The organism is Burkholderia sp. Bmkn7 (genome assembly GCF_041103175.1).
Taxonomy (GTDB): Bacteria; Pseudomonadota; Gammaproteobacteria; order Burkholderiales; family Burkholderiaceae; genus Burkholderia; species Burkholderia cepacia.
Map to the genome: position 1 here is coordinate 1416131 of NZ_JBGCUH010000002.1, position 17913 is coordinate 1434043.

15 protein-coding genes are annotated in these 17913 nt (G+C 66.0%); 9 read left to right on the forward strand and 6 right to left on the reverse strand.

Going from position 1 to position 17913, the window contains the following annotated elements; translation table 11 throughout:
* Nucleotides 1-57 precede the first annotated feature (57 nt).
* The 3 genes from AB3K92_RS12380 to AB3K92_RS12390 all read right to left on the reverse strand — a co-directional run bounded on the left by AB3K92_RS12380 (nt 58) and on the right by AB3K92_RS12390 (nt 2741).
* Entirely contained in the window at nt 58-1050 is a 993-nt protein-coding gene (locus tag AB3K92_RS12380) for a GlxA family transcriptional regulator (RefSeq protein ID WP_027791071.1), read from the reverse strand.
* Between the two features lie 232 nt (nt 1051-1282).
* On the reverse strand, nt 1283-1591 hold the full coding sequence (locus AB3K92_RS12385) for a hypothetical protein (RefSeq protein ID WP_021160843.1): 309 nt from the start codon (nt 1589-1591) through the stop codon (nt 1283-1285).
* A 391-nt stretch (nt 1592-1982) separates the two neighbouring features.
* A complete protein-coding gene (locus tag AB3K92_RS12390; protein WP_048022163.1) occupies nt 1983-2741 on the reverse strand; it encodes a TIGR00730 family Rossman fold protein in 759 nt (252 codons plus the stop codon).
* Between the two features lies 1 nt (nt 2742).
* On the opposite strand from AB3K92_RS12390, the gene polA reads away from it, so the two are divergent.
* The 3 genes from polA (at nt 2743) to AB3K92_RS12405 (ending at nt 8391) form a co-directional block, all read left to right on the forward strand.
* The gene (gene polA / locus AB3K92_RS12395; RefSeq protein WP_048022161.1) at nt 2743-5496 is read left to right on the forward strand and encodes a DNA polymerase I; all 2754 of its coding nucleotides are present in this window, start codon (nt 2743-2745) and stop codon (nt 5494-5496) included.
* A 271-nt stretch (nt 5497-5767) separates the two neighbouring features.
* The gene (locus AB3K92_RS12400) at nt 5768-7102 is read left to right on the forward strand and encodes an NAD(P)/FAD-dependent oxidoreductase (RefSeq protein ID WP_369465183.1); all 1335 of its coding nucleotides are present in this window, start codon (nt 5768-5770) and stop codon (nt 7100-7102) included.
* Nucleotides 7103-7515: 413 nt separating this feature from the next.
* Nucleotides 7516-8391: a dienelactone hydrolase family protein gene (locus AB3K92_RS12405; protein WP_021160848.1), complete on the forward strand. Its 876-nt coding sequence runs from the start codon at nt 7516-7518 to the stop codon at nt 8389-8391.
* A gap of 43 nt (nt 8392-8434) precedes the next feature.
* Here AB3K92_RS12405 and AB3K92_RS12410 read toward each other — a convergent pair whose 3' ends face one another.
* The gene (locus AB3K92_RS12410) at nt 8435-9304 is read right to left on the reverse strand and encodes a sulfurtransferase (protein ID WP_021160849.1); all 870 of its coding nucleotides are present in this window, start codon (nt 9302-9304) and stop codon (nt 8435-8437) included.
* A 117-nt stretch (nt 9305-9421) separates the two neighbouring features.
* Nucleotides 9422-10528: an aromatic ring-hydroxylating dioxygenase subunit alpha gene (locus AB3K92_RS12415; RefSeq protein ID WP_048022159.1), complete on the reverse strand. Its 1107-nt coding sequence runs from the start codon at nt 10526-10528 to the stop codon at nt 9422-9424.
* A 270-nt stretch (nt 10529-10798) separates the two neighbouring features.
* Here AB3K92_RS12415 and AB3K92_RS12420 point away from each other — a divergent pair, with 270 nt between their 5' ends.
* The 4 genes from AB3K92_RS12420 to folE2 all read left to right on the forward strand — a co-directional run bounded on the left by AB3K92_RS12420 (nt 10799) and on the right by folE2 (nt 14923).
* Entirely contained in the window at nt 10799-11092 is a 294-nt protein-coding gene (locus AB3K92_RS12420; RefSeq protein ID WP_011355806.1) for an exodeoxyribonuclease VII small subunit, read from the forward strand.
* Nucleotides 11089-11973 carry a polyprenyl synthetase family protein gene (locus tag AB3K92_RS12425; protein ID WP_042975833.1) on the forward strand — a complete coding sequence of 295 codons (885 nt, stop codon included), beginning with the start codon at nt 11089-11091 and terminating at the stop codon, nt 11971-11973. Before AB3K92_RS12420 ends, AB3K92_RS12425 begins: the two co-directional genes overlap by 4 nt.
* 81 nt (nt 11974-12054) lie before the next feature.
* Nucleotides 12055-13959: a 1-deoxy-D-xylulose-5-phosphate synthase gene (gene dxs, locus AB3K92_RS12430; RefSeq protein ID WP_021160852.1), complete on the forward strand. Its 1905-nt coding sequence runs from the start codon at nt 12055-12057 to the stop codon at nt 13957-13959.
* 154 nt (nt 13960-14113) lie between these two features.
* Nucleotides 14114-14923 (forward strand): GTP cyclohydrolase FolE2, encoded by an 810-nt coding sequence (gene folE2 / locus AB3K92_RS12435; RefSeq protein ID WP_021160853.1) that lies wholly within the window; start codon nt 14114-14116, stop codon nt 14921-14923.
* A gap of 91 nt (nt 14924-15014) precedes the next feature.
* Here the strand turns inward: folE2 and tsaD are convergent, their stop codons facing one another.
* Nucleotides 15015-16055: a tRNA (adenosine(37)-N6)-threonylcarbamoyltransferase complex transferase subunit TsaD gene (tsaD, locus tag AB3K92_RS12440; protein WP_042975834.1), complete on the reverse strand. Its 1041-nt coding sequence runs from the start codon at nt 16053-16055 to the stop codon at nt 15015-15017.
* Between the two features lie 130 nt (nt 16056-16185).
* Here tsaD and AB3K92_RS12445 point away from each other — a divergent pair, with 130 nt between their 5' ends.
* Together AB3K92_RS12445 and rpsU are read left to right on the forward strand one after the other, a co-directional pair.
* A complete protein-coding gene (locus AB3K92_RS12445; protein WP_021160854.1) occupies nt 16186-17406 on the forward strand; it encodes an NAD(P)/FAD-dependent oxidoreductase in 1221 nt (406 codons plus the stop codon).
* A 106-nt stretch (nt 17407-17512) separates the two neighbouring features.
* A complete protein-coding gene (rpsU, locus tag AB3K92_RS12450) occupies nt 17513-17725 on the forward strand; it encodes a 30S ribosomal protein S21 (RefSeq protein WP_006479415.1) in 213 nt (70 codons plus the stop codon).
* The last annotated feature ends 188 nt before the right edge of the window (nt 17726-17913 follow it).

The window sequence follows — 17913 nt, forward strand, 5'->3', positions numbered from 1 at the left end:
AAACTGCCATTTGACGATGCCATTTCCGACACCGCACCCTACGACGGTTGCGCGCGCTTATCGCGTGAAGCGACGGCGATACTCGCCGGGGGAGATGCCGGTCTCGCGCTTGAACAGTTGCCGGAAGCCGCTGATGTCCGCATAGCCGACGCGCTCGCAGACGGTGTCGATCGCGAGCGTCGTTTCCGCGAGCAGCCGCTTCGCGACTTCGATCCTGAGCGTCTGCAGATACCTGAGCGGCGGCGCGCCCACGGCGTCCCTGAAACGGCGATGGAGCGTGCGTTCGCTCATCGCGACGTGATCGCTCAGCCGGGCGAGGCTGAACGGCTCGCGCAGGTGCTTTTCCATCCAGCGTTGGGCGCGTGCAATGGCCGCATCGTCGTGCCCGTCATGCCCCATCCGGCCGAGATCGATGAATGAATCCTGCGACACGCGGTTCACGTCGATCAGCATGACCTTGGCGACGGCCGCGGCAAGGCGCGCGTTCGCGAGTTTGTCGACGACCCGCAACGCGAGATTCTGATACGACGTGACGGCGCCGCCGCACAATATGCCGTCCTGTTCGGTCAGGACGTCCGACGCGCGCAATGCCACGTCCGGATAGCGTACGCGGAAGCTCGATGCTTTCGACCAGTGCGTCGTGGCGACGCGGCCGTCGAGCAGCCCGGCTTCCGCGAGCAGGAACGCGCCCGTGCAGTACGTCGCGATCAGTGTGCCGCGCGCATGTTGCCGGCGCAGCGCGTCGAACAGCGGCGCGAGTGACGCGGGCCGGGCGAGCAGCCGCTCGAGATCGGCGACGAACGGAGCGGTGAGCCAGATCGCATCGGCGGTGCCGTGACCGTCGATCGTGCCGTCGACCGCGGCGGCCTGGCCGGAAGCCGTGCGCACCGGCTTGCCGTCGATCGATTCGATGCGCCAGCGAAACGGGGCCTGCGGCCGGCCGATACGTAATGACGGGGCGAGATGATTGGCTGCCGTGAAGATGTCGGTCGGCGCGGCGATGCCAGACGCAAGGGCATGGTCGACAGCCCAGATCCGGATGAGTGGCATGGGTGGCGGGAATGGCCATGGACAGGGTCGATCCTACCATCGGTGCCACGCGGTCATGGAGGCGGTTGCAGGCGCGCGATGCGCCGGCTCGCGGCGTGCGCGGCAGTCGGGCTTTCCGCTCGCATCGTCGGTAGGGGGCAGGGATGGCACGGAACGCGCCGCTGAAAGCGACAAGGCCGCCCGGCGCTGAAGCGCACGGGCGGCATTGCCGGTCAGGCGAGTGCGTTGTCGCTCAGCACTCGCCCTTCTTCGCGTGCCCCGGCGGGCAGTGATAGCCGCGGCGATCCGGGCCGTGTTCGCGGTCGCGATAACGCTGGTGATCTTCCCATTCGCGGCGTTCCCAGTAGCGGTGGCCGTCCCAGTAGCGGTCGCCGTGCCAGCCGACGATGACCGCGGGTGCCGGGGCGACCACGACGGGCGCGGGCGCGACGACGACCGGTGCGGGCGTGCCGATGTTGACGTCGACGTTGACGGCGTGGGCGAGGCCGGACAGCGAAAGGCCGAGGCCGGCGAAGGCAAGGGCGATCAGCGAGCGTTGCATGTTCTTTTCCGTGATGTCGTTGTGAAAGGCCGGCGCGACGCGATGGAAGCGAGGGGGGATCGTTCCACCGGGGGAAACGCCGCACCGACACATGCAGTGTGCTGGTGCGCGACGGAAAACGCGAGGCGGGTTTGTTACGGCGGATTGGCGGCCGGCAGGGGCAGGGTACAGGCGCCGGGTCGCGTCATTTGACAATGGCGGCCCGCGTTTGCGGATGATTGCGCGCGTCGCGCGGCACCGGCCTCGCGAATTTGACATTCGACGGCGAACGGCGCGCCAGGCGCGATTAATGGCGCGTTACAAAGTGACACGCGGCAGGTGGCGGGATCGCCACGCCTGCCGCGCGGAAAGCGGGATGCCGGCCCTCGGGCCGGCGGTCTTCATCGACCGGTTACAGGTAGAACATCCGGTCTTCTTCGGGGCGCGGCGGATGGCCATCGTCGTCCGAACCTTCTTCCTCGCCGCTGTCCTCGTAGAACGCGAGCACGGCGTCGAGCACCTGGTCGGGATCGTCGATCACCTGCATCAGGTTCATGTCTTCCGGATTGATGAGGCCCATCGGGATCAGCTGGTCGCGGAACCATTGCAGCAGCCCCTTCCAGAACTCGCTGCCGACGAGGATGATCGGCACGAGGCGCGACTTCTTCGTCTGGATAAGCGTGAGCACTTCCGACAGCTCGTCGAGCGTGCCGAAGCCGCCCGGCATCACGATCACCGCATCCGAATTCTTCACGAACGTGACCTTGCGCGTGAAGAAGTGACGGAAGCGCAGCGAGATGTCCTGGTAGTGGTTGCCGGCCTGTTCGTGCGGCAGCTCGATGTTCAGGCCGACCGACGGTGCCTTGCCGGCGTGCGCGCCCTTGTTCGCGGCTTCCATGATGCCGGGGCCGCCGCCGGAGATCACGGCGAAGCCTGCATCGGACAGCTTGCGCGCGATCTGCGCGGCCAGCTTGTAGTGCGGCGTGTCGGGTTTGAGGCGGGCAGAACCGTAGATGCTGACGGCCGGGCGGATCTCCGACAGGTACTCGGTCGCCTCGATAAACTCTGCCATAATCGTGAACATCTGCCACGATGCGCGGGCCTTCTTGGCCGTCGCGCGCTCTTGATCTGCGAGTGAACGCAGACTCGGAATCACTTTTCTCTTGTTCATAATGCCTGAAGAACGAAATCTGGAAGGTAAGACCCTGCTATTGGTTGACGGTTCGAGCTATCTGTATCGGGCTTACCATGCGATGCCTGATTTGCGTGGCCCTGGCGGGGAGCCGACCGGAGCGCTCTACGGAATCATCAACATGCTGCGCCGTATGCGCAAGGAAGTCAGTGCAGAGTATAGCGCTTGCGTGTTCGATGCAAAGGGCAAGACGTTCCGTGACGACCTTTATGCCGACTATAAGGCAAACCGTCCGTCGATGCCGCCCGATCTTGCGTTGCAGGTCGAGCCGATCCACGGCGCCGTGCGTGCGCTCGGCTGGCCGCTGCTGATGGTCGAAGGCGTCGAGGCCGACGACGTGATCGGCACGCTCGCGCGCGAAGCCGAGCGGCACGGGATGAACGTGATCGTGTCGACGGGCGACAAGGATCTCGCACAGCTCGTGACCGACCGCGTCACGCTCGTCAACACGATGACCAACGAGACGCTCGATCGCGACGGCGTGATCGCGAAGTTCGGCGTACCGCCCGAGCGCATCATCGATTACCTTGCGCTGATCGGCGACACCGTCGACAACGTGCCGGGCGTCGAGAAGTGCGGGCCGAAGACGGCCGTGAAATGGCTGGCCCAATACGACAGCCTCGACGGCGTGATCGAGCATGCGGGCGACATCAAGGGCGTGGTCGGCGACAACCTGCGTCGCGCGCTCGACTTCCTGCCGCTCGGCCGCAAGCTCGTGACCGTCGAGACGGCCTGCGATCTCGCGCCGCACCTCGAATCGATCGAAGCGTCGTTGAAGACGGACGGCGAAGCCCGCGACCTGATGCGCGACATCTTCGCACGCTACGGCTTCAAGACCTGGCTGCGCGAAGTCGACAGCGCGCCGCCCGAAGGCGGCGGCGCCGATGCGCCGGAAGGCGAGCCTGCACCGGTGGTGGCGGCCGACATCGTGCGCGAATACGACACGATCCAGACCTGGGAGCAGTTCGACGCGTGGTTCGCGAAGATCGATGCGGCCGCATTGACCGCGTTCGACACCGAGACGACTGCGCTCGACCCGATGCTCGCGCGGCTCGTCGGCCTGTCGTTTTCGGTCGAGCCGGGCAAGGCCGCGTACCTGCCGGTCGCACACCGCGGCCCCGACATGCCCGAGCAACTGCCGATCGACGAGGTGCTTGCGCGCCTGAAGCCGTGGCTCGAATCGGCCGATCGCAAGAAGGTCGGCCAGCACCTGAAATACGACGCGCAGGTGCTCGCGAACTACGACATCGAACTGAACGGCATCGAGCACGACACGCTGCTCGAATCGTACGTCGTCGAATCGCACCGCACGCACGACATGGACAGCCTCGCGCTGCGCCATCTGGGCGTCAAGACGATCAAGTACGAAGACGTGGCCGGCAAGGGCGCGAAGCAGATCGGTTTCGACGAAGTGGCGCTTGCGGAGGCCGCCGCATACGCGGCCGAAGATGCGGACATCACGCTGCAGCTGCATCACGTGCTGTATCCGCAGGTTGCACGCGAGCCGGGCCTCGAGCGCGTGTATCGCGAGATCGAAATGCCCGTGTCGCTCGTGCTGCGCAAGATGGAACGCACGGGCGTGCTGATCGACGATGCGCGCCTGCAGGCGCAGAGCACCGAAATCGCGACGCGCCTGATCGAGCTCGAAGCGCAGGCGTACGAACTGGCCGGCGGCGAATTCAATCTCGGCTCGCCGAAGCAGATCGGGCAGATCTTCTTCGAGAAGCTGCAGCTGCCGGTCGTGAAAAAGACGCCGAGCGGCGCGCCGTCGACCGACGAGGAAGTGCTGCAGAAACTGGCCGAGGACTACCCGCTGCCGAAGCTGCTGCTCGAGCATCGCGGGCTGTCGAAGCTGAAGTCGACCTATACCGACAAGCTGCCGCGCATGGTGAACCCGTCCACGGGCCGCGTGCACACGAACTACGCGCAGGCCGTCGCGGTCACGGGCCGTCTCGCGTCGAACGACCCCAATCTTCAGAACATTCCGGTGCGCACGGCCGAGGGCCGGCGGATCCGCGAGGCGTTCATCGCGTCGCCGGGCCACCGGATCGTGTCGGCCGATTATTCGCAGATCGAACTGCGGATCATGGCGCATATCTCGGGCGATGCGTCGCTGCTGCGCGCGTTCTCGCAGGGCGAGGACATTCACCGCGCGACGGCCGCCGAGGTGTTCGGCGTGACGCCGCTGGAAGTCAATTCCGACCAGCGCCGGATCGCGAAGGTGATCAACTTCGGGCTCATCTACGGGATGAGCGCGTTCGGCCTCGCGTCGAACCTCGGCATTACGCGCGATGCGGCGAAGCTCTATATCGACCGCTATTTCGCCCGTTATCCGGGCGTCGCGCAGTACATGGAAGACACGCGCTCGGCGGCGAAGGAGAAGGGCTACGTCGAAACCGTTTTCGGTCGCCGCCTGTGGCTGCCCGAGATCAACGGCGGCAACGGCCCGCGCCGCCAGGCGGCCGAGCGCGCGGCAATCAACGCGCCGATGCAGGGCACGGCGGCCGACCTGATCAAGCTGTCGATGATCGCGGTGGACGACTGGCTCACGCGCGACAAGCTCGCGTCGCGGATGATCATGCAGGTGCACGATGAACTGGTGCTCGAGGTGCCCGACGAGGAACTGTCGCTGGTGCGCGAGAAACTCCCGGAAATGATGTGCGGCGTCGCGAAGCTCAAGGTGCCGCTCGTCGCCGAAGTGGGGGCCGGCGCGAACTGGGAAGAGGCACACTGACGCACCGCCACGCGGTTCCCGATTCCTGCGGCATATTGTTGCAGGGATGCTGAATATCGAGATGGTTTGCTTGTGGTCAACGCGCAAGCTCCCGGACAATGCATGTCATGGACACGGGGGCTTGCGCACCCCGCGTTCCCGGGGCGGTCGCATCGAAGTGCTTCGAACTGCACATCGATGATGTCCGAACCGGTTAATCCAACGGGTGGCGCGAATGCATCGCGTTCGCGCTGTCCGGCGGCAGCAGTGTCGAATCGCAAAGGGGGAACAGATGCATCGGATCATCATCGTAGGCGGAGGCGCGGGCGGCCTGGAACTGGCGACGCGGCTCGGCGACCGTTACGGCGCGCGCGGCAATCGTCCCGCGCGTGCGCTTGTCACGCTCGTCGACCGCAATCCGACCCACATCTGGAAACCGCTGCTGCATGAGGTCGCGGCCGGCAGCATGGATCCGTTTACGCAGGAGCTCGAATATGCGGCGCAGGCGCGCTGGCATGGCTTCGAATTCCAGCAGGGCGAGCTGACCGGGCTCGACCGCGCGGCGAAACGCCTGACGCTGTCACCCATCAACGACAGCGACGGCGAGGAACTGCTGCCGGCGCGCGAGCTGGAATACGACACGCTCGTGATCGCGATCGGCAGCACGACCCACTTCTTCGGCGTGCAGGGCGCATCGGAAAACGCGATCGCGCTCGATACGGTCGGCGAGGCCGAGCGTTTCCGCAAGCGGCTGATCGCCGCGTGCATGCGTGCGGAACATCAGGCGCCGGCGCCGACCGCGCGTGGCGAGGCGGCCGAGCCGCGCATCCAGGTCGTGATCGTCGGTGGCGGCGCGACGGGCGTCGAGTTGTCCGCCGAGTTGCGCAACACCGCGCAGGTGTTGTCGGCCTACGGGCTGCACAAGCTCGACCCGCGGCACGACGTCGGCATCGTGCTGATCGAATCGGGGCCGCGAATTCTCCCGGCGTTGCCGGAGCGCGTGTCGTCGGCGACGGCCGAACTGCTCGAAAAGATCGGCGTGCGGCTGATGCTTGCCGAGCGCGTGACCGAGGTGGCGCCCGGCGCCGTTCATACGGCGAGCGGCAAGACGGTGCGCGCCGATCTGACGGTCTGGGCCGCGGGCATCAAGGCGCCGTCCGTGCTCGCCAATCTCGATGGCCTCCAGGTCAACAAGCTCGGCCAGCTTGACGTGCGCCGCACGCTGCAGACCTTTACCGACGACAACGTGTTCGCGCTAGGCGATTGTGCGGCATGCGCATGGCCCGGCAACGAGCGCAACGTGCCGCCGCGCGCGCAGGCTGCGCATCAGCAGGCGAGCTTCCTGCTGAAGGCAATCGGCTGTCGGCTCGACGGGCGCCCGCTGCCCGAATTCACCTATCGCGACCTCGGCTCGCTCGTGTCGCTCGGCCACTTCAGCGCGGTCGGCAACCTGATGGGCGGGCTGATCGGCGGCAACATGCTGATCGAAGGGCTGTTCGCGCGCTTCATGTACATGTCGCTGTACCGGATGCACATCGCCGCGCTGCACGGCTATCCGCGCATGATGCTCGACACGGTTGCGCACTGGCTGCGGCGCACGACGCTGCCGCGCGTCAAGTTGCACTGAGCGCGCGTTCGCGGGGGAAGCGGGCGGGGAGCGCACGTCGTGCGTCGTCCCTGCCCGTCGTTTTTTTGCGTGCTGCCGTGCCGGCATGTGGCGGGCAACATCGACCGCGTGTTTTCCGTTTCAATTCGCCACCATCCGATCGCGCGACGGCGATCGACATGCGGCTTGTTGCATCGCGATTCGATGGGGCGCCTGCGGTTTTTGCGCGGCGATCGACGTGTCGAAGCAACGCGCCGTAATCGAGTCTTACATATCCGACAGTTGACGTGACAACGGATTATTGGGCATCTTGTCCGGGTTTCCGTTTGCGGCGGGGTGCCAACCGCCGCGACATCCGCGCCGCATGCCGGCGCGATGCCACGTCATGCCGTATCCGCGATCGTGACGTCGGCGCCCAATCGAGGAGTGCATTCATGTTGAAACCCGAAGTCGACAGCCTGGTTCCCCACGTTCCGTTCTCGCGCCGCAAGTTCATGCAGGCCGCGCTGGGCGGTGCCTTCGCAGCGGCGGTGCTGCCCGTATCGGCGCAGACGGTCACGACCGACAGCGAAGGGCTGGACGTCGACACTGTCGAGATCCGCTCGGGAGACGCGAGCGTGCCCGCGTATCGCGCGCAGCCGAAGGACAAGACGAACCTGCCGGTCGTCATCGTGATTCACGAGATCTTCGGCGTGCACGCGCACATCGCCGACGTCTGCCGCCGCTTCGCGAAGCTCGGTTATCTCGCCATCGCGCCCGACCTGTTCGTGCGGCAGGGCAATGCGGCGAAGTATCCGACGATCAAGGATCTGTCCGAGCACATCATCAGCAAGGTACCGGACCGGCAGGTGACCGAGGATCTCGATGCGACCGTCGCGTGGGCTGGCAAGAACGGCGGCGACCTGTCACGTCTCGGCGTGGTCGGGTTCTGCTGGGGCGGCCGTCAGAGCTGGCTGTATGCCGAGCACAACCCGCACGTGCGTGCGGCCGTTGCATGGTACGGGTTCGTCGAAGGCAAGACCGACGAGATGACGCCGTTCAACCCGGTCGATCATGCATCGTTGCTGAAGGTGCCCGTGCTCGGGCTCTATGGCGAGAAGGACGCGAACATCACGCAGGCATCGCTCGCCGACATGCGCAAGGCGATCCAGGCGAGCGATTCGAAGCTCGCGCGCGAATCGGAGATCGTCGTGTATCCGGATGCCGGCCACGCGTTCTTTGCCGATTACCGGCCGAGTTATGTGAAGGCCGATGCGGAGGAGAGCTGGAAGCGCGCGATCGCGTGGTTCCACAAGTACGGCGTGATGTAAACGGCAAGCGGCGGCACATGCCGCCGCTGCGTTGTGGCCGCGCTTACGGTGTCGGGCCGGTTGCGATCGGTCGCGACGGATCGGCGCTCCATTCGCTCCACGAGCCCGGATACAGCGACGCGCCGTGCAGGCCCGCCACCTCCAGTGCAAGCGCATTGTGGCAGGCGGTGACGCCGGAGCCGCATTGCAGGATCACGCGGTTCGGTTCGGTGCCCGCCAGCACCGCGGAAAACGCTTCGCGCAGTTCATGGCCGGTCTTGAAGCGGCCGTCCGCGGCGAGGTTGTCCTTGAAGAAGCGGTTGCGCGCACCGGGGATGTGGCCGCCCACACGATCGATCGTTTCGTTTTCGCCGCGGTAGCGGTCGGGTGCGCGCGCATCGATCACGACGCGCGTGGGTGTGCTCACGTTGGCGAGCACGGCTGCCGCGTCGACCGTCGATTCGAGCGGCGCCGCCGCGCGGAAATCGCCGGCGGCCGGGTGCGGCACGTCGGTCGCCAGAGGCTGGCCGGCTGCTTCCCAGGCCTGCAGGCCGCCGTCGAGCACGGCGACCGAATCGTGGCCGAGCCAGCGCAGCAGCCACCACAGGCGCGCCGCATAGGCGCCGCCCTGCGCGTCGTACGCGACGACTTGCTGGCCCTGCTTGAGGCCTCGGCTCGCGAGCAGCGTGGCGAGTGCGTCGCGGGTCGGCAGCGGATGGCGGCCGTTGGTGCCCGTCTTGCGGCCCGACAGGTCGCGGTCGAGATGAAGATACTGTGCGCCGGGGATATGGCCGGCCGCATACGCGGCTTCGCCGGCGGCGGGATCGGCGAGATCGAAGCGGCAATCGAACAGTACGACGCTGCCGGGCGCCGCCGCCAGGCGCTCGGCGAGATTGGCGGCGGAAATGAGCGTGGTGTAGTGGGTGTGTGGCATGACGGCTCCCTGGAGTGCGAATGGCCTGACATTCCAAGTCTAAACAAAAAAAGACGGGCCGAAGCCCGTCTTTTCGTCTGCCGGATGCCGTGCGGCGTCAAAGCGCCGCACCGGCTGTCAGATGTCGCCGAGGTGGCGGCGCAGGAACTCGTGGAAGTGCTGCATGCCGTCTTCCATCGGGCTCTGGTACGGGCCGACCTGCGACTCGCCGCGTGCCATCAGCGCACGGCGGCCTGCGTCCATCCGCATCGCGATCTCGTCGTCCTCGACGGCCGTTTCCATATAGGCGGCGCGTTCCGCCTCGACGAATTCGCGTTCGAACAGCGCGATTTCCTCGGGGTAATAGAACTCGACGATGTTGGTCGTCTTTTGCGGGCCTTGCGGGATCAGCCACGACACGACGAGCACGTGCGGATACCACTCGATCATCAGGCCCGGGTAGTAGACCATCCAGATCGCGCCGAACTCCGGCGGCACGCCGTTGCGGAACTTGAGCACCTGCTCGTGCCATTTCTGGTAAGTCGCGCTGCCCGGTTTCGCGAGTGCGTTGTGCACGCCGACCGTCTGCACGCTGTACCAGTCGCCGAACTCCCACTTGAGATCGTCGCACGACACGAAGCTGCCGAGGCCCGGGTGGAACGGGACGACATGGTAATCCTCGAGATAGACCTCGATGAACGTCTTCCAGTTGTAATCGCACTCGTGCACTTCGACGTGATCGAAGTGGTACTCGGAGAAATCGAAGTGATGCTTCGTGCCGAGATCGGCGAGATCGCGCGCGACATTTCGGCCTTCGGCTTCGAACAGCAGCCCCTGCCAGTTCTGCAGCGGGCTCTTGCCGAGGTTCAGGCACGGCTTGTCGGGGAAGTGCGGCGCGCCGAGCAGCTGGCCTTCCAGGTCATACGTCCAGCGGTGCAGCGGGCACACGATGTTCTGCGTGTGGCCACGCCCGTTGAGCATGATCGCCTGCCGGTGGCGGCAGACGTTCGACAGCAGTTCGATCTGGTTCGCGGGGTTGCGAACCAGCACGCGACCTTCCTTCTCGGACGGCAGCGCAAAATAATCCCCCGCCTCGGGCACCATCAACTCGTGCCCGACGTAACGAGGTCCTTTCTTGAAGAGGGTTTCGATCTCGCGCTCGAGTAGCGCCTCATCGAAGTATGCAGTGACTGGAAGCTGGCTGTGGGCCGACTTCAACTGAAGCGCATCGCTCAGATTGGACATTCCCACTCCCGGTGTTAGCGTGAAAGCAGTGAACAACCCAACCATCGAAAAATCGATTTAGGGAAACGGGCAATTATACCCGGTTCGCCTCGCAAGGCTAGGATTAAGTGCCTGATTTGTGTCAATTTTTTGTCGGGCGGCAATCGGAAGGCGCACAATGTGCGTCGAAGGTGGGGCCGGAATATGTAGCGGGTGCCCAAGACGGCAGGTCGGAAAATTCTCTTTTGCCGTAGAATGTCCGACTTGTTTTGAAATTTGACACCCTCGTCCATGGCGAAAACCGCATCCCCAGGCGCCACGCCGCCCGGCAATGGCACCGAACCGTTGCCGGACAATTATGAGATGGCGCTCGCGGAGCTCGAGACGCTGGTTGCCCGGATGGAAGGCGGCGCGTTGAGCCTCGAGGATTCACTGACGGCATATCGCCGCGGTGCGACCCTCGTTGCGTTTTGCCAACAGCAGCTTGAGAAGGTGGAACAGCAGGTTCGCGTGCTCGACGGCGCGACGCTGAAGCCGCTTTCGTCCGGAACGGCCGCCACGGACGGCGAAGACGACGATCTATGACATTCGAACAATGGATGCGGTCCGTGCTTGACCGTGTCGAGGACGCACTCGGCCACTATTTGCCCGCTGAAACCGCGGTGCCGGTGAAACTCCACGAGGCGATGCGCTACGCGGTCCTCGGCGGCGGCAAACGCGTTCGCCCGCTGCTGTGCCATGCAGCAGGCGAACTGACCGGCGCGACGGAAGCGGCGCGCAATGCGGCGGCGGCGGCACTGGAGATGATCCATGTCTACTCGCTCGTGCACGACGACATGCCGTGCATGGACGACGACGCACTGCGTCGCGGCAAGCCGACCGTGCACGTGCAGTACGACGAGCCGACGGCACTGCTGGTCGGCGACGCGCTGCAGTCGCAGGCGTTCGTCGCGCTGACCGACGCCGCTGCGCTGTCGCCGGTGCAGCAGGCCGCGCTCGTGCGCGAGCTCGCGCTGGCGAGCGGCTCGATCGGCATGGCCGGCGGGCAGGCGATCGACCTGGCGAGCGTCGGCCTCAAGCTGACGCGCGAGCAGCTCGAGACGATGCACCGGATGAAGACGGGCGCACTGCTGCGCGCGGCCGTGCGGATGGGCGCGCTGGCCGGCGAGACGCCGTCGGCGGAAACGATGGCGGCGCTCGATGTGTACGCAGGGGCCGTGGGTCTGGCCTTCCAGGTCGTCGACGACATTCTCGACGTCACGACCGATTCGGCGACGCTCGGCAAGACGGCCGGCAAGGATGCGGCGAACGACAAGCCGACCTATGTATCGATCCTCGGCCTCGAGGCGTCGCGCGAGCTCGCAGCACAGCTGCGCGCCGAAGCGCACGACGCGCTGAAACCGTTCGGCGCACGCGCTCAGCGTCTCGCCGAACTTGCCGACCTGGTAGTGAACCGGGTCAGCTGACGCGAAAGCCCGCCGCCGCGCACATGCTACGGTGCGTGCAACAGAATGCGGGCGCGTTTGATTTCCTACAATGGAACGACGATGTACGACTTGCTGAAAACCATCGACGACCCGGCGGACTTGCGCCGCCTCGATCGTCGCCAACTTCAACCGCTCGCGGATGAACTGCGCGCGTTCGTGCTCGACAGTGTGTCGAAGACGGGCGGCCATTTGTCGTCCAACCTCGGGACGGTCGAGCTGACGATCGCGTTGCACTACGTGTTCAACACGCCGAACGATCGCATCGTCTGGGACGTGGGGCACCAGACCTACCCGCACAAGATCCTGACGGGGCGTCGCGACCAGATGCATTCGCTGCGTCAGCAGGACGGCATCTCGGGTTTCCCGCGCCGTTCGGAGTCGGAATACGACACGTTCGGCACCGCGCACTCGAGCACGTCGATCTCGGCCGCGCTCGGCATGGCGATCGGCAGCCAGCTGAACGGCGACGACCGCTTCTCGATCGCCGTGATCGGCGACGGCGCGATGACCGCCGGCATGGCGTTCGAGGCGATGAACAACGCGGGCGTGTCGGAAGACGCGAAAGTGCTCGTGATCCTCAACGATAACGACATGTCGATCTCGCCGCCGGTCGGTGCGCTGAATCGCCATCTCGCACGCCTGATGTCGGGCCGCTTCTACGCGGCTGCGCGCGCGGGCGTCGAGCGCGTGCTGAGCGTTGCACCGCCGGTGCTCGAACTCGCACGCAAGCTCGAGGAGCACGCGAAGGGCATGGTCGTGCCGGCCACGCTGTTCGAAGAGTTCGGCTTCAACTACATCGGCCCGATCGACGGTCACGATCTCGATTCGCTGATCCCGACGCTGCAGAACATCCGCGAATTGCGCGGCCCGCAGTTCCTGCACGTGGTGACGAAGAAAGGCCAGGGCTACAAGCTCGCCGAAGCCGATCCCGTGCTCTACCACGGCCCGGGCAAGTTCAATCCGGCCGAAGGCATCAAGCCGTCCGCCACGCCCGCGAAGAAGACGTACACGCAGGTGTTCGGCGAGTGGCTGTGCGATGAAGCCGAGCGCGACACGCGCGTCGTCGGCATCACGCCCGCGATGCGCGAAGGCTCGGGCATGGTCGAGTTCGAGAAGCGCTTCAAGGATCGCTACTACGACGTCGGCATCGCCGAGCAGCACGCGGTGACGTTCGCTGGCGGCCTCGCGACCGAAGGGCTCAAGCCGGTCGTCGCGATCTACTCGACGTTCCTGCAACGTGCGTACGATCAGCTGATCCACGACGTCGCGCTGCAGAACCTGCCGGTCGTGTTCGCGATCGACCGCGCGGGCCTCGTCGGCGCGGACGGCGCGACGCATGCGGGCGCGTACGATCTCGCGTTCATGCGCTGCATTCCGAACATGACGATCATGGCCGCATCCGACGAGAACGAATGCCGCCAGATGCTGCACACGGCGCTGCAACAGCCGAACCCGACCGCGGTGCGTTATCCGCGCGGCGCGGGCACGGGCGTGGCGACGGTGAAGGAGTTCACCGAGATCCCGCTCGGCAAGGGTGAGGTGCGTCGCCACACGTCGCAGCCGGAAGGCAAGCGCGTCGCGATCCTCGCGTTCGGCACGATGGTCGCACCGTCGCTTGCCGCCGCCGAGGAACTCGATGCAACCGTCGCGAACATGCGCTTCGTGAAGCCGGTCGACGCTGCGCTCGTGCGTGAACTCGCCGAGACGCACGACTACCTCGTCACGGTCGAGGAAGGCTGCGTGATGGGCGGCGCGGGCTCGGCCTGCGTGGAAGCCCTGATGGAGAGTGGGGTTATCCGACCCGTACTACAATTGGGCCTCCCTGACCTGTTCATCGATCACGGCGACCCCGCGAAGCTGCTGTCGCAATGCGGCCTCGACGGCGCGGGTATCGCGAAATCGATTCGCGAACGCTTTCTGAATCCGGCGGCCGATGTCGCCGGTCAGGCGAAGCGCGTCGCATAAGCTGGCGCCGCCCGCGGGCGGTGCCGGTGCGACTGGCGCGACCGGTCTTCATTGATGCGGAAAACATGGGCCTGCGGGCCCATGTTGCTTTTCCGGCTGCCGCATGACGCGGCGTGCGCGTCATCGAACGCGCGGCTTACAAGGATTGAACAAGATGAACCAGATGAATCCCGCCTTCGTGATGCCCGACGTGCAGAGCACGGTGGATACCCGCCAGATTCCGATTCAGCGCGTGGGCGTGAAGGCGGTCCGGCATCCGTTGACGGTGTGTACCGAAGGCGGCGACGTGCAGCCGACCGTCGGCGTCTGGAATCTCGACGTCCGCCTGCCGGCCGACCAGAAGGGTACGCACATGTCGCGCTTCGTCGCGCTGCTCGAAGAGAATCGCGCACCGCTGACGGTCGAGCGTTTTCGCGCGATGCTCGCGTCGATGCTCGAGAAGCTGGAAGCCGAGGCGGGCCGCATCGAGGTCACGTTCCCGTACTTCGTGAACAAGACGGCGCCAGTGTCGGGCGTGCAGAGCCTGCTCGACTATGAAGTGACGCTCGCGGGCGAAAGCCGCAACGGCGACACGCGCCTGTTCCTCAAGGTGCTCGTGCCGGTGACGAGCCTGTGCCCGTGCTCGAAGAAGATCTCGCAATACGGCGCGCACAACCAGCGCTCGCACGTGACGATCGACGCGGAACTCGCGGCCGACCTGCCGGTCGAGGCGCTGATCCGCATCGCGGAGGAAGAGGCGTCGTGCGAGCTGTGGGGCCTGTTGAAGCGTCCGGACGAGAAGTTCGTCACCGAGCGCGCATACGAGAACCCGAAGTTCGTCGAGGATCTCGTGCGCGACGTCGCGCAGCGTCTCGACGCGGACGAGCGCGTGGTCGCGTATGTGCTCGAAGCCGAGAACTTCGAGTCGATCCACAATCACAGCGCGTATGCATTGATCGAGCGCGACAAGCGGCAGGCTGCATAACGCTGCGTCGTTTTGCCGCGCCGATGAAAAAGGCCGCTCGTATGAGCGGCCTTTTCGTTTGTCGGTGTGGCGTTGTGTCGCGGGGCGTCGCTCAGCGTGCGAGCGACGCGAGATCCCAGCGCGGCTTCACCGTGAAGGCGTAGTCGGCATTCGCCTGCTCGGGCCAGCGGCCGAGCCGCAATGCGCCCGCGAGCGCGATCATCGCGCCGTTGTCGGTGCAGAGCGCGAGGTCGGGGTAGTGCACGTCGAAACCGCGCTTGGTCGCGGCGGCCGACAGCGCGGCGCGCAACTGGCGGTTCGCGCCGACACCGCCCGCGACCACGAGGCGCTTGAGCTTCGTTTTCTTCAGCGCGGCGAGCGACTTCGCGACGAGCACGTCGACGGCCGCGTCGACGAAGCCGCGCGCGAGGTCGGCCTTCGCGCGTTCGAGCGCAACGCCCTCCAGCTTCGCCGCTTCGAACTTCTTCATCTGCGTGAGCACGGCCGTCTTCAGGCCGCTGAAGCTGAAGTCGAGATCGCCCGAATGCAGCATCGGGCGCGGCAGCACGACCGCACCCGGCGTGCCGGTTTCGGCGAGCTTCGAGACTTCCGGGCCGCCCGGGTAGCCGAGGCCGATCAGCTTGGCCGTCTTGTCGAATGCTTCGCCGGCCGCGTCGTCGAGCGTTTCGCCGAGCGTCTCGTACACGCCGACGTCGGTCACGCGCATCAGTTGCGTGTGGCCGCCGGACACCAGCAGGGCGACGAACGGGAACGGCGGTGGCTCGTCGACGAGCAGCGGCGACAGCAGGTGGCCTTCGAGGTGATGGATGCCGACGGTCGGCTTGTTCCAGGCAAGCGCGAGCGCATTCGCGATGCTCGCGCCGACCAGCAGCGCGCCGGCGAGGCCGGGGCCCTGGGTGAATGCGATCGCGTCGATGTCGTCGCGGCGCGTGCCGCTTTGCGCCATCACTTCCTCGAGCAGCGGCAGCGCGCGGCGGATGTGGTCGCGCGACGCGAGCTCGGGCACGACGCCGCCGTACTCGCGGTGCATCGCGATCTGCGAATGGAGCGCGTGCGCGAGCAGGCCGCGCTGCGTGTCGTAGAGCGCGAGGCCGGTTTCGTCACAGGAGCTTTCGATGCCGAGAACGAGCATGGGTGCGGGCAGGGCGCGCCGTATCGAGCGCGCCGCAGGAAGGTCAACGTAACCGGAAATTATAGCAGGCGGGGGCAGGTCGCCGCCGCAGGCAGCCCGGGCCGGAGGCCGGGCGGGTACAATCCGCGCCATGGAAACTTATGACATCGCCGTGATCGGCGCGGGCGCCGCCGGGATGATGAGCGCCGCGGTTGCCGGGCAGCTCGGCCGCCGCGTCGTGCTGATCGACCACGCGCCGCGGCTCGCCGAGAAGATCCGCATCTCGGGCGGCGGCCGCTGCAACTTCACGAATCTTTACGCGGGCCCCGACAACTATCTGTCGGCGAATCCGCATTTCGCGCGCTCGGCGCTGGCGCGCTATACGCCGCGCGACTTCCTCGGGCTGCTCAAGCGCCATCATGTGACCTGGCACGAAAAGCACAAGGGCCAGCTCTTTTGCGACCACGGCAGCGACGCGATCATCGACGTGCTTAAGCACGAGTGCGACGCGGGCGGCATCGCGTGGCGCAGGCCCGTCGTCGTCGACGCGGTGCGCCACGCGCCGGCCGACGGTTTCGCGCTCGACACGCAGCAGGCGGGGACGATCGGCGCGCGCGCACTGATCATCGCGACCGGCGGCCTGTCGATTCCGAAAATCGGCGCGACCGACTTCGGTTACCGGCTCGCCAAGCAGTTCGGCCACAAGCTGATCGACACGCGGCCCGCGCTCGTGCCGCTGACGTTCGCGCAGCAGGACTGGGAGCCGTTCGCGGCGTTGTCCGGTGTATCGCTCGAAGTGCGCGTTTCGACCGGCGACAGGAAGCGCGGCGGAGAATTCGTCGAGGACCTGTTGCTGACCCATCGCGGCCTGTCCGGGCCAGGGATCCTGCAGATTTCGAGTTACTGGCAGCCGGGCGACCCGATCCGCGTCGACCTGTTGCCGCAACGTGATACGGTGGCCGACCTGCTCGACGCGAAGCGCACGTCGAAGCGCCAGATCGGCTCGCTGCTCGCGGACTGGGTGCCGTCGCGCCTCGCGCATGCGTGGCTCGACACACATCGCGTCGCGGCCGACGCGCGGCTCGCGGACCTGCCCGACAAGACGCTGCGCCAGATCGGCGACGCGCTGTCCGGCTGGACGCTGACGCCGAACGGCACCGAGGGCTACAAGAAAGCCGAAGTGACGAAGGGCGGGGTCGATACGCGCGACCTGTCGTCGGCAACGATGATGAGCGCGCGTGTGCCGGGGCTGTTCTTCGTCGGCGAGGCGGTGGACGTGACGGGCTGGCTCGGCGGCTACAACTTCCAGTGGGCGTGGGCGTCCGGCACGGCGGCCGGGCAGGCTGCCGCGGAGTATTCGCGTGGCGCCTGACATGCCGGGCCGACGCCGTTTTGGCGGGACCAGGCCCCGTGCCTTTGGGCAATCGCTCTGCTATACTCGGTAGTCTTTCCCTGCAAACCTTTATTCGTGTCGGATCATGACGATCATTCGCGTTAAAGAGAACGAGCCGTTCGAAGTTGCAATGCGTCGCTTCAAGCGCACGATCGAGAAGAACGGGTTGTTGACCGAACTTCGCGCGCGCGAGTTTTACGAGAAGCCGACCGCGGAGCGCAAGCGCAAGAAGGCGGCAGCGGTGAAGCGTCATTACAAGCGTATCCGCAGCCAGACGCTGCCGAAGAAGCTGTACTGAACGATTGGGCGCCGCGCGGTTCGCTGAGCGGCGCACCGGCGACTCCGCGCGATCGGGCGATCGCGGAAGATCGAGCATGATCGTGCGACCGATCAGTCGAGCCGCCGATGCCGGATTCGAGCAACCCGCTTGAGACACAGTCCCAAGCGGGTTTTTGTGTTGACGCCCGTATGGCGGGCGTCGGATTC

What these genes read in the sequence shown, in the direction of transcription:
- AB3K92_RS12380 (WP_027791071.1), bottom strand. Translation starts at nt 1,050, where the DNA reads ATGCCACTCATCCGGATCTGGGCTGTCGACCATGCCCTTGCGTCTGGC.
- AB3K92_RS12385 (WP_021160843.1), bottom strand. Translation starts at nt 1,591, where the DNA reads ATGCAACGCTCGCTGATCGCCCTTGCCTTCGCCGGCCTCGGCCTTTCG.
- AB3K92_RS12390 (WP_048022163.1), bottom strand. Translation starts at nt 2,741, where the DNA reads ATGAACAAGAGAAAAGTGATTCCGAGTCTGCGTTCACTCGCAGATCAA.
- polA (WP_048022161.1), top strand. Translation starts at nt 2,743, where the DNA reads ATGCCTGAAGAACGAAATCTGGAAGGTAAGACCCTGCTATTGGTTGAC.
- AB3K92_RS12400 (WP_369465183.1), top strand. Translation starts at nt 5,768, where the DNA reads ATGCATCGGATCATCATCGTAGGCGGAGGCGCGGGCGGCCTGGAACTG.
- AB3K92_RS12405 (WP_021160848.1), top strand. Translation starts at nt 7,516, where the DNA reads ATGTTGAAACCCGAAGTCGACAGCCTGGTTCCCCACGTTCCGTTCTCG.
- AB3K92_RS12410 (WP_021160849.1), bottom strand. Translation starts at nt 9,304, where the DNA reads ATGCCACACACCCACTACACCACGCTCATTTCCGCCGCCAATCTCGCC.
- AB3K92_RS12415 (WP_048022159.1), bottom strand. Translation starts at nt 10,528, where the DNA reads ATGTCCAATCTGAGCGATGCGCTTCAGTTGAAGTCGGCCCACAGCCAG.
- AB3K92_RS12420 (WP_011355806.1), top strand. Translation starts at nt 10,799, where the DNA reads ATGGCGAAAACCGCATCCCCAGGCGCCACGCCGCCCGGCAATGGCACC.
- AB3K92_RS12425 (WP_042975833.1), top strand. Translation starts at nt 11,089, where the DNA reads ATGACATTCGAACAATGGATGCGGTCCGTGCTTGACCGTGTCGAGGAC.
- dxs (WP_021160852.1), top strand. Translation starts at nt 12,055, where the DNA reads ATGTACGACTTGCTGAAAACCATCGACGACCCGGCGGACTTGCGCCGC.
- folE2 (WP_021160853.1), top strand. Translation starts at nt 14,114, where the DNA reads ATGAACCAGATGAATCCCGCCTTCGTGATGCCCGACGTGCAGAGCACG.
- tsaD (WP_042975834.1), bottom strand. Translation starts at nt 16,055, where the DNA reads ATGCTCGTTCTCGGCATCGAAAGCTCCTGTGACGAAACCGGCCTCGCG.
- AB3K92_RS12445 (WP_021160854.1), top strand. Translation starts at nt 16,186, where the DNA reads ATGGAAACTTATGACATCGCCGTGATCGGCGCGGGCGCCGCCGGGATG.
- rpsU (WP_006479415.1), top strand. Translation starts at nt 17,513, where the DNA reads ATGACGATCATTCGCGTTAAAGAGAACGAGCCGTTCGAAGTTGCAATG.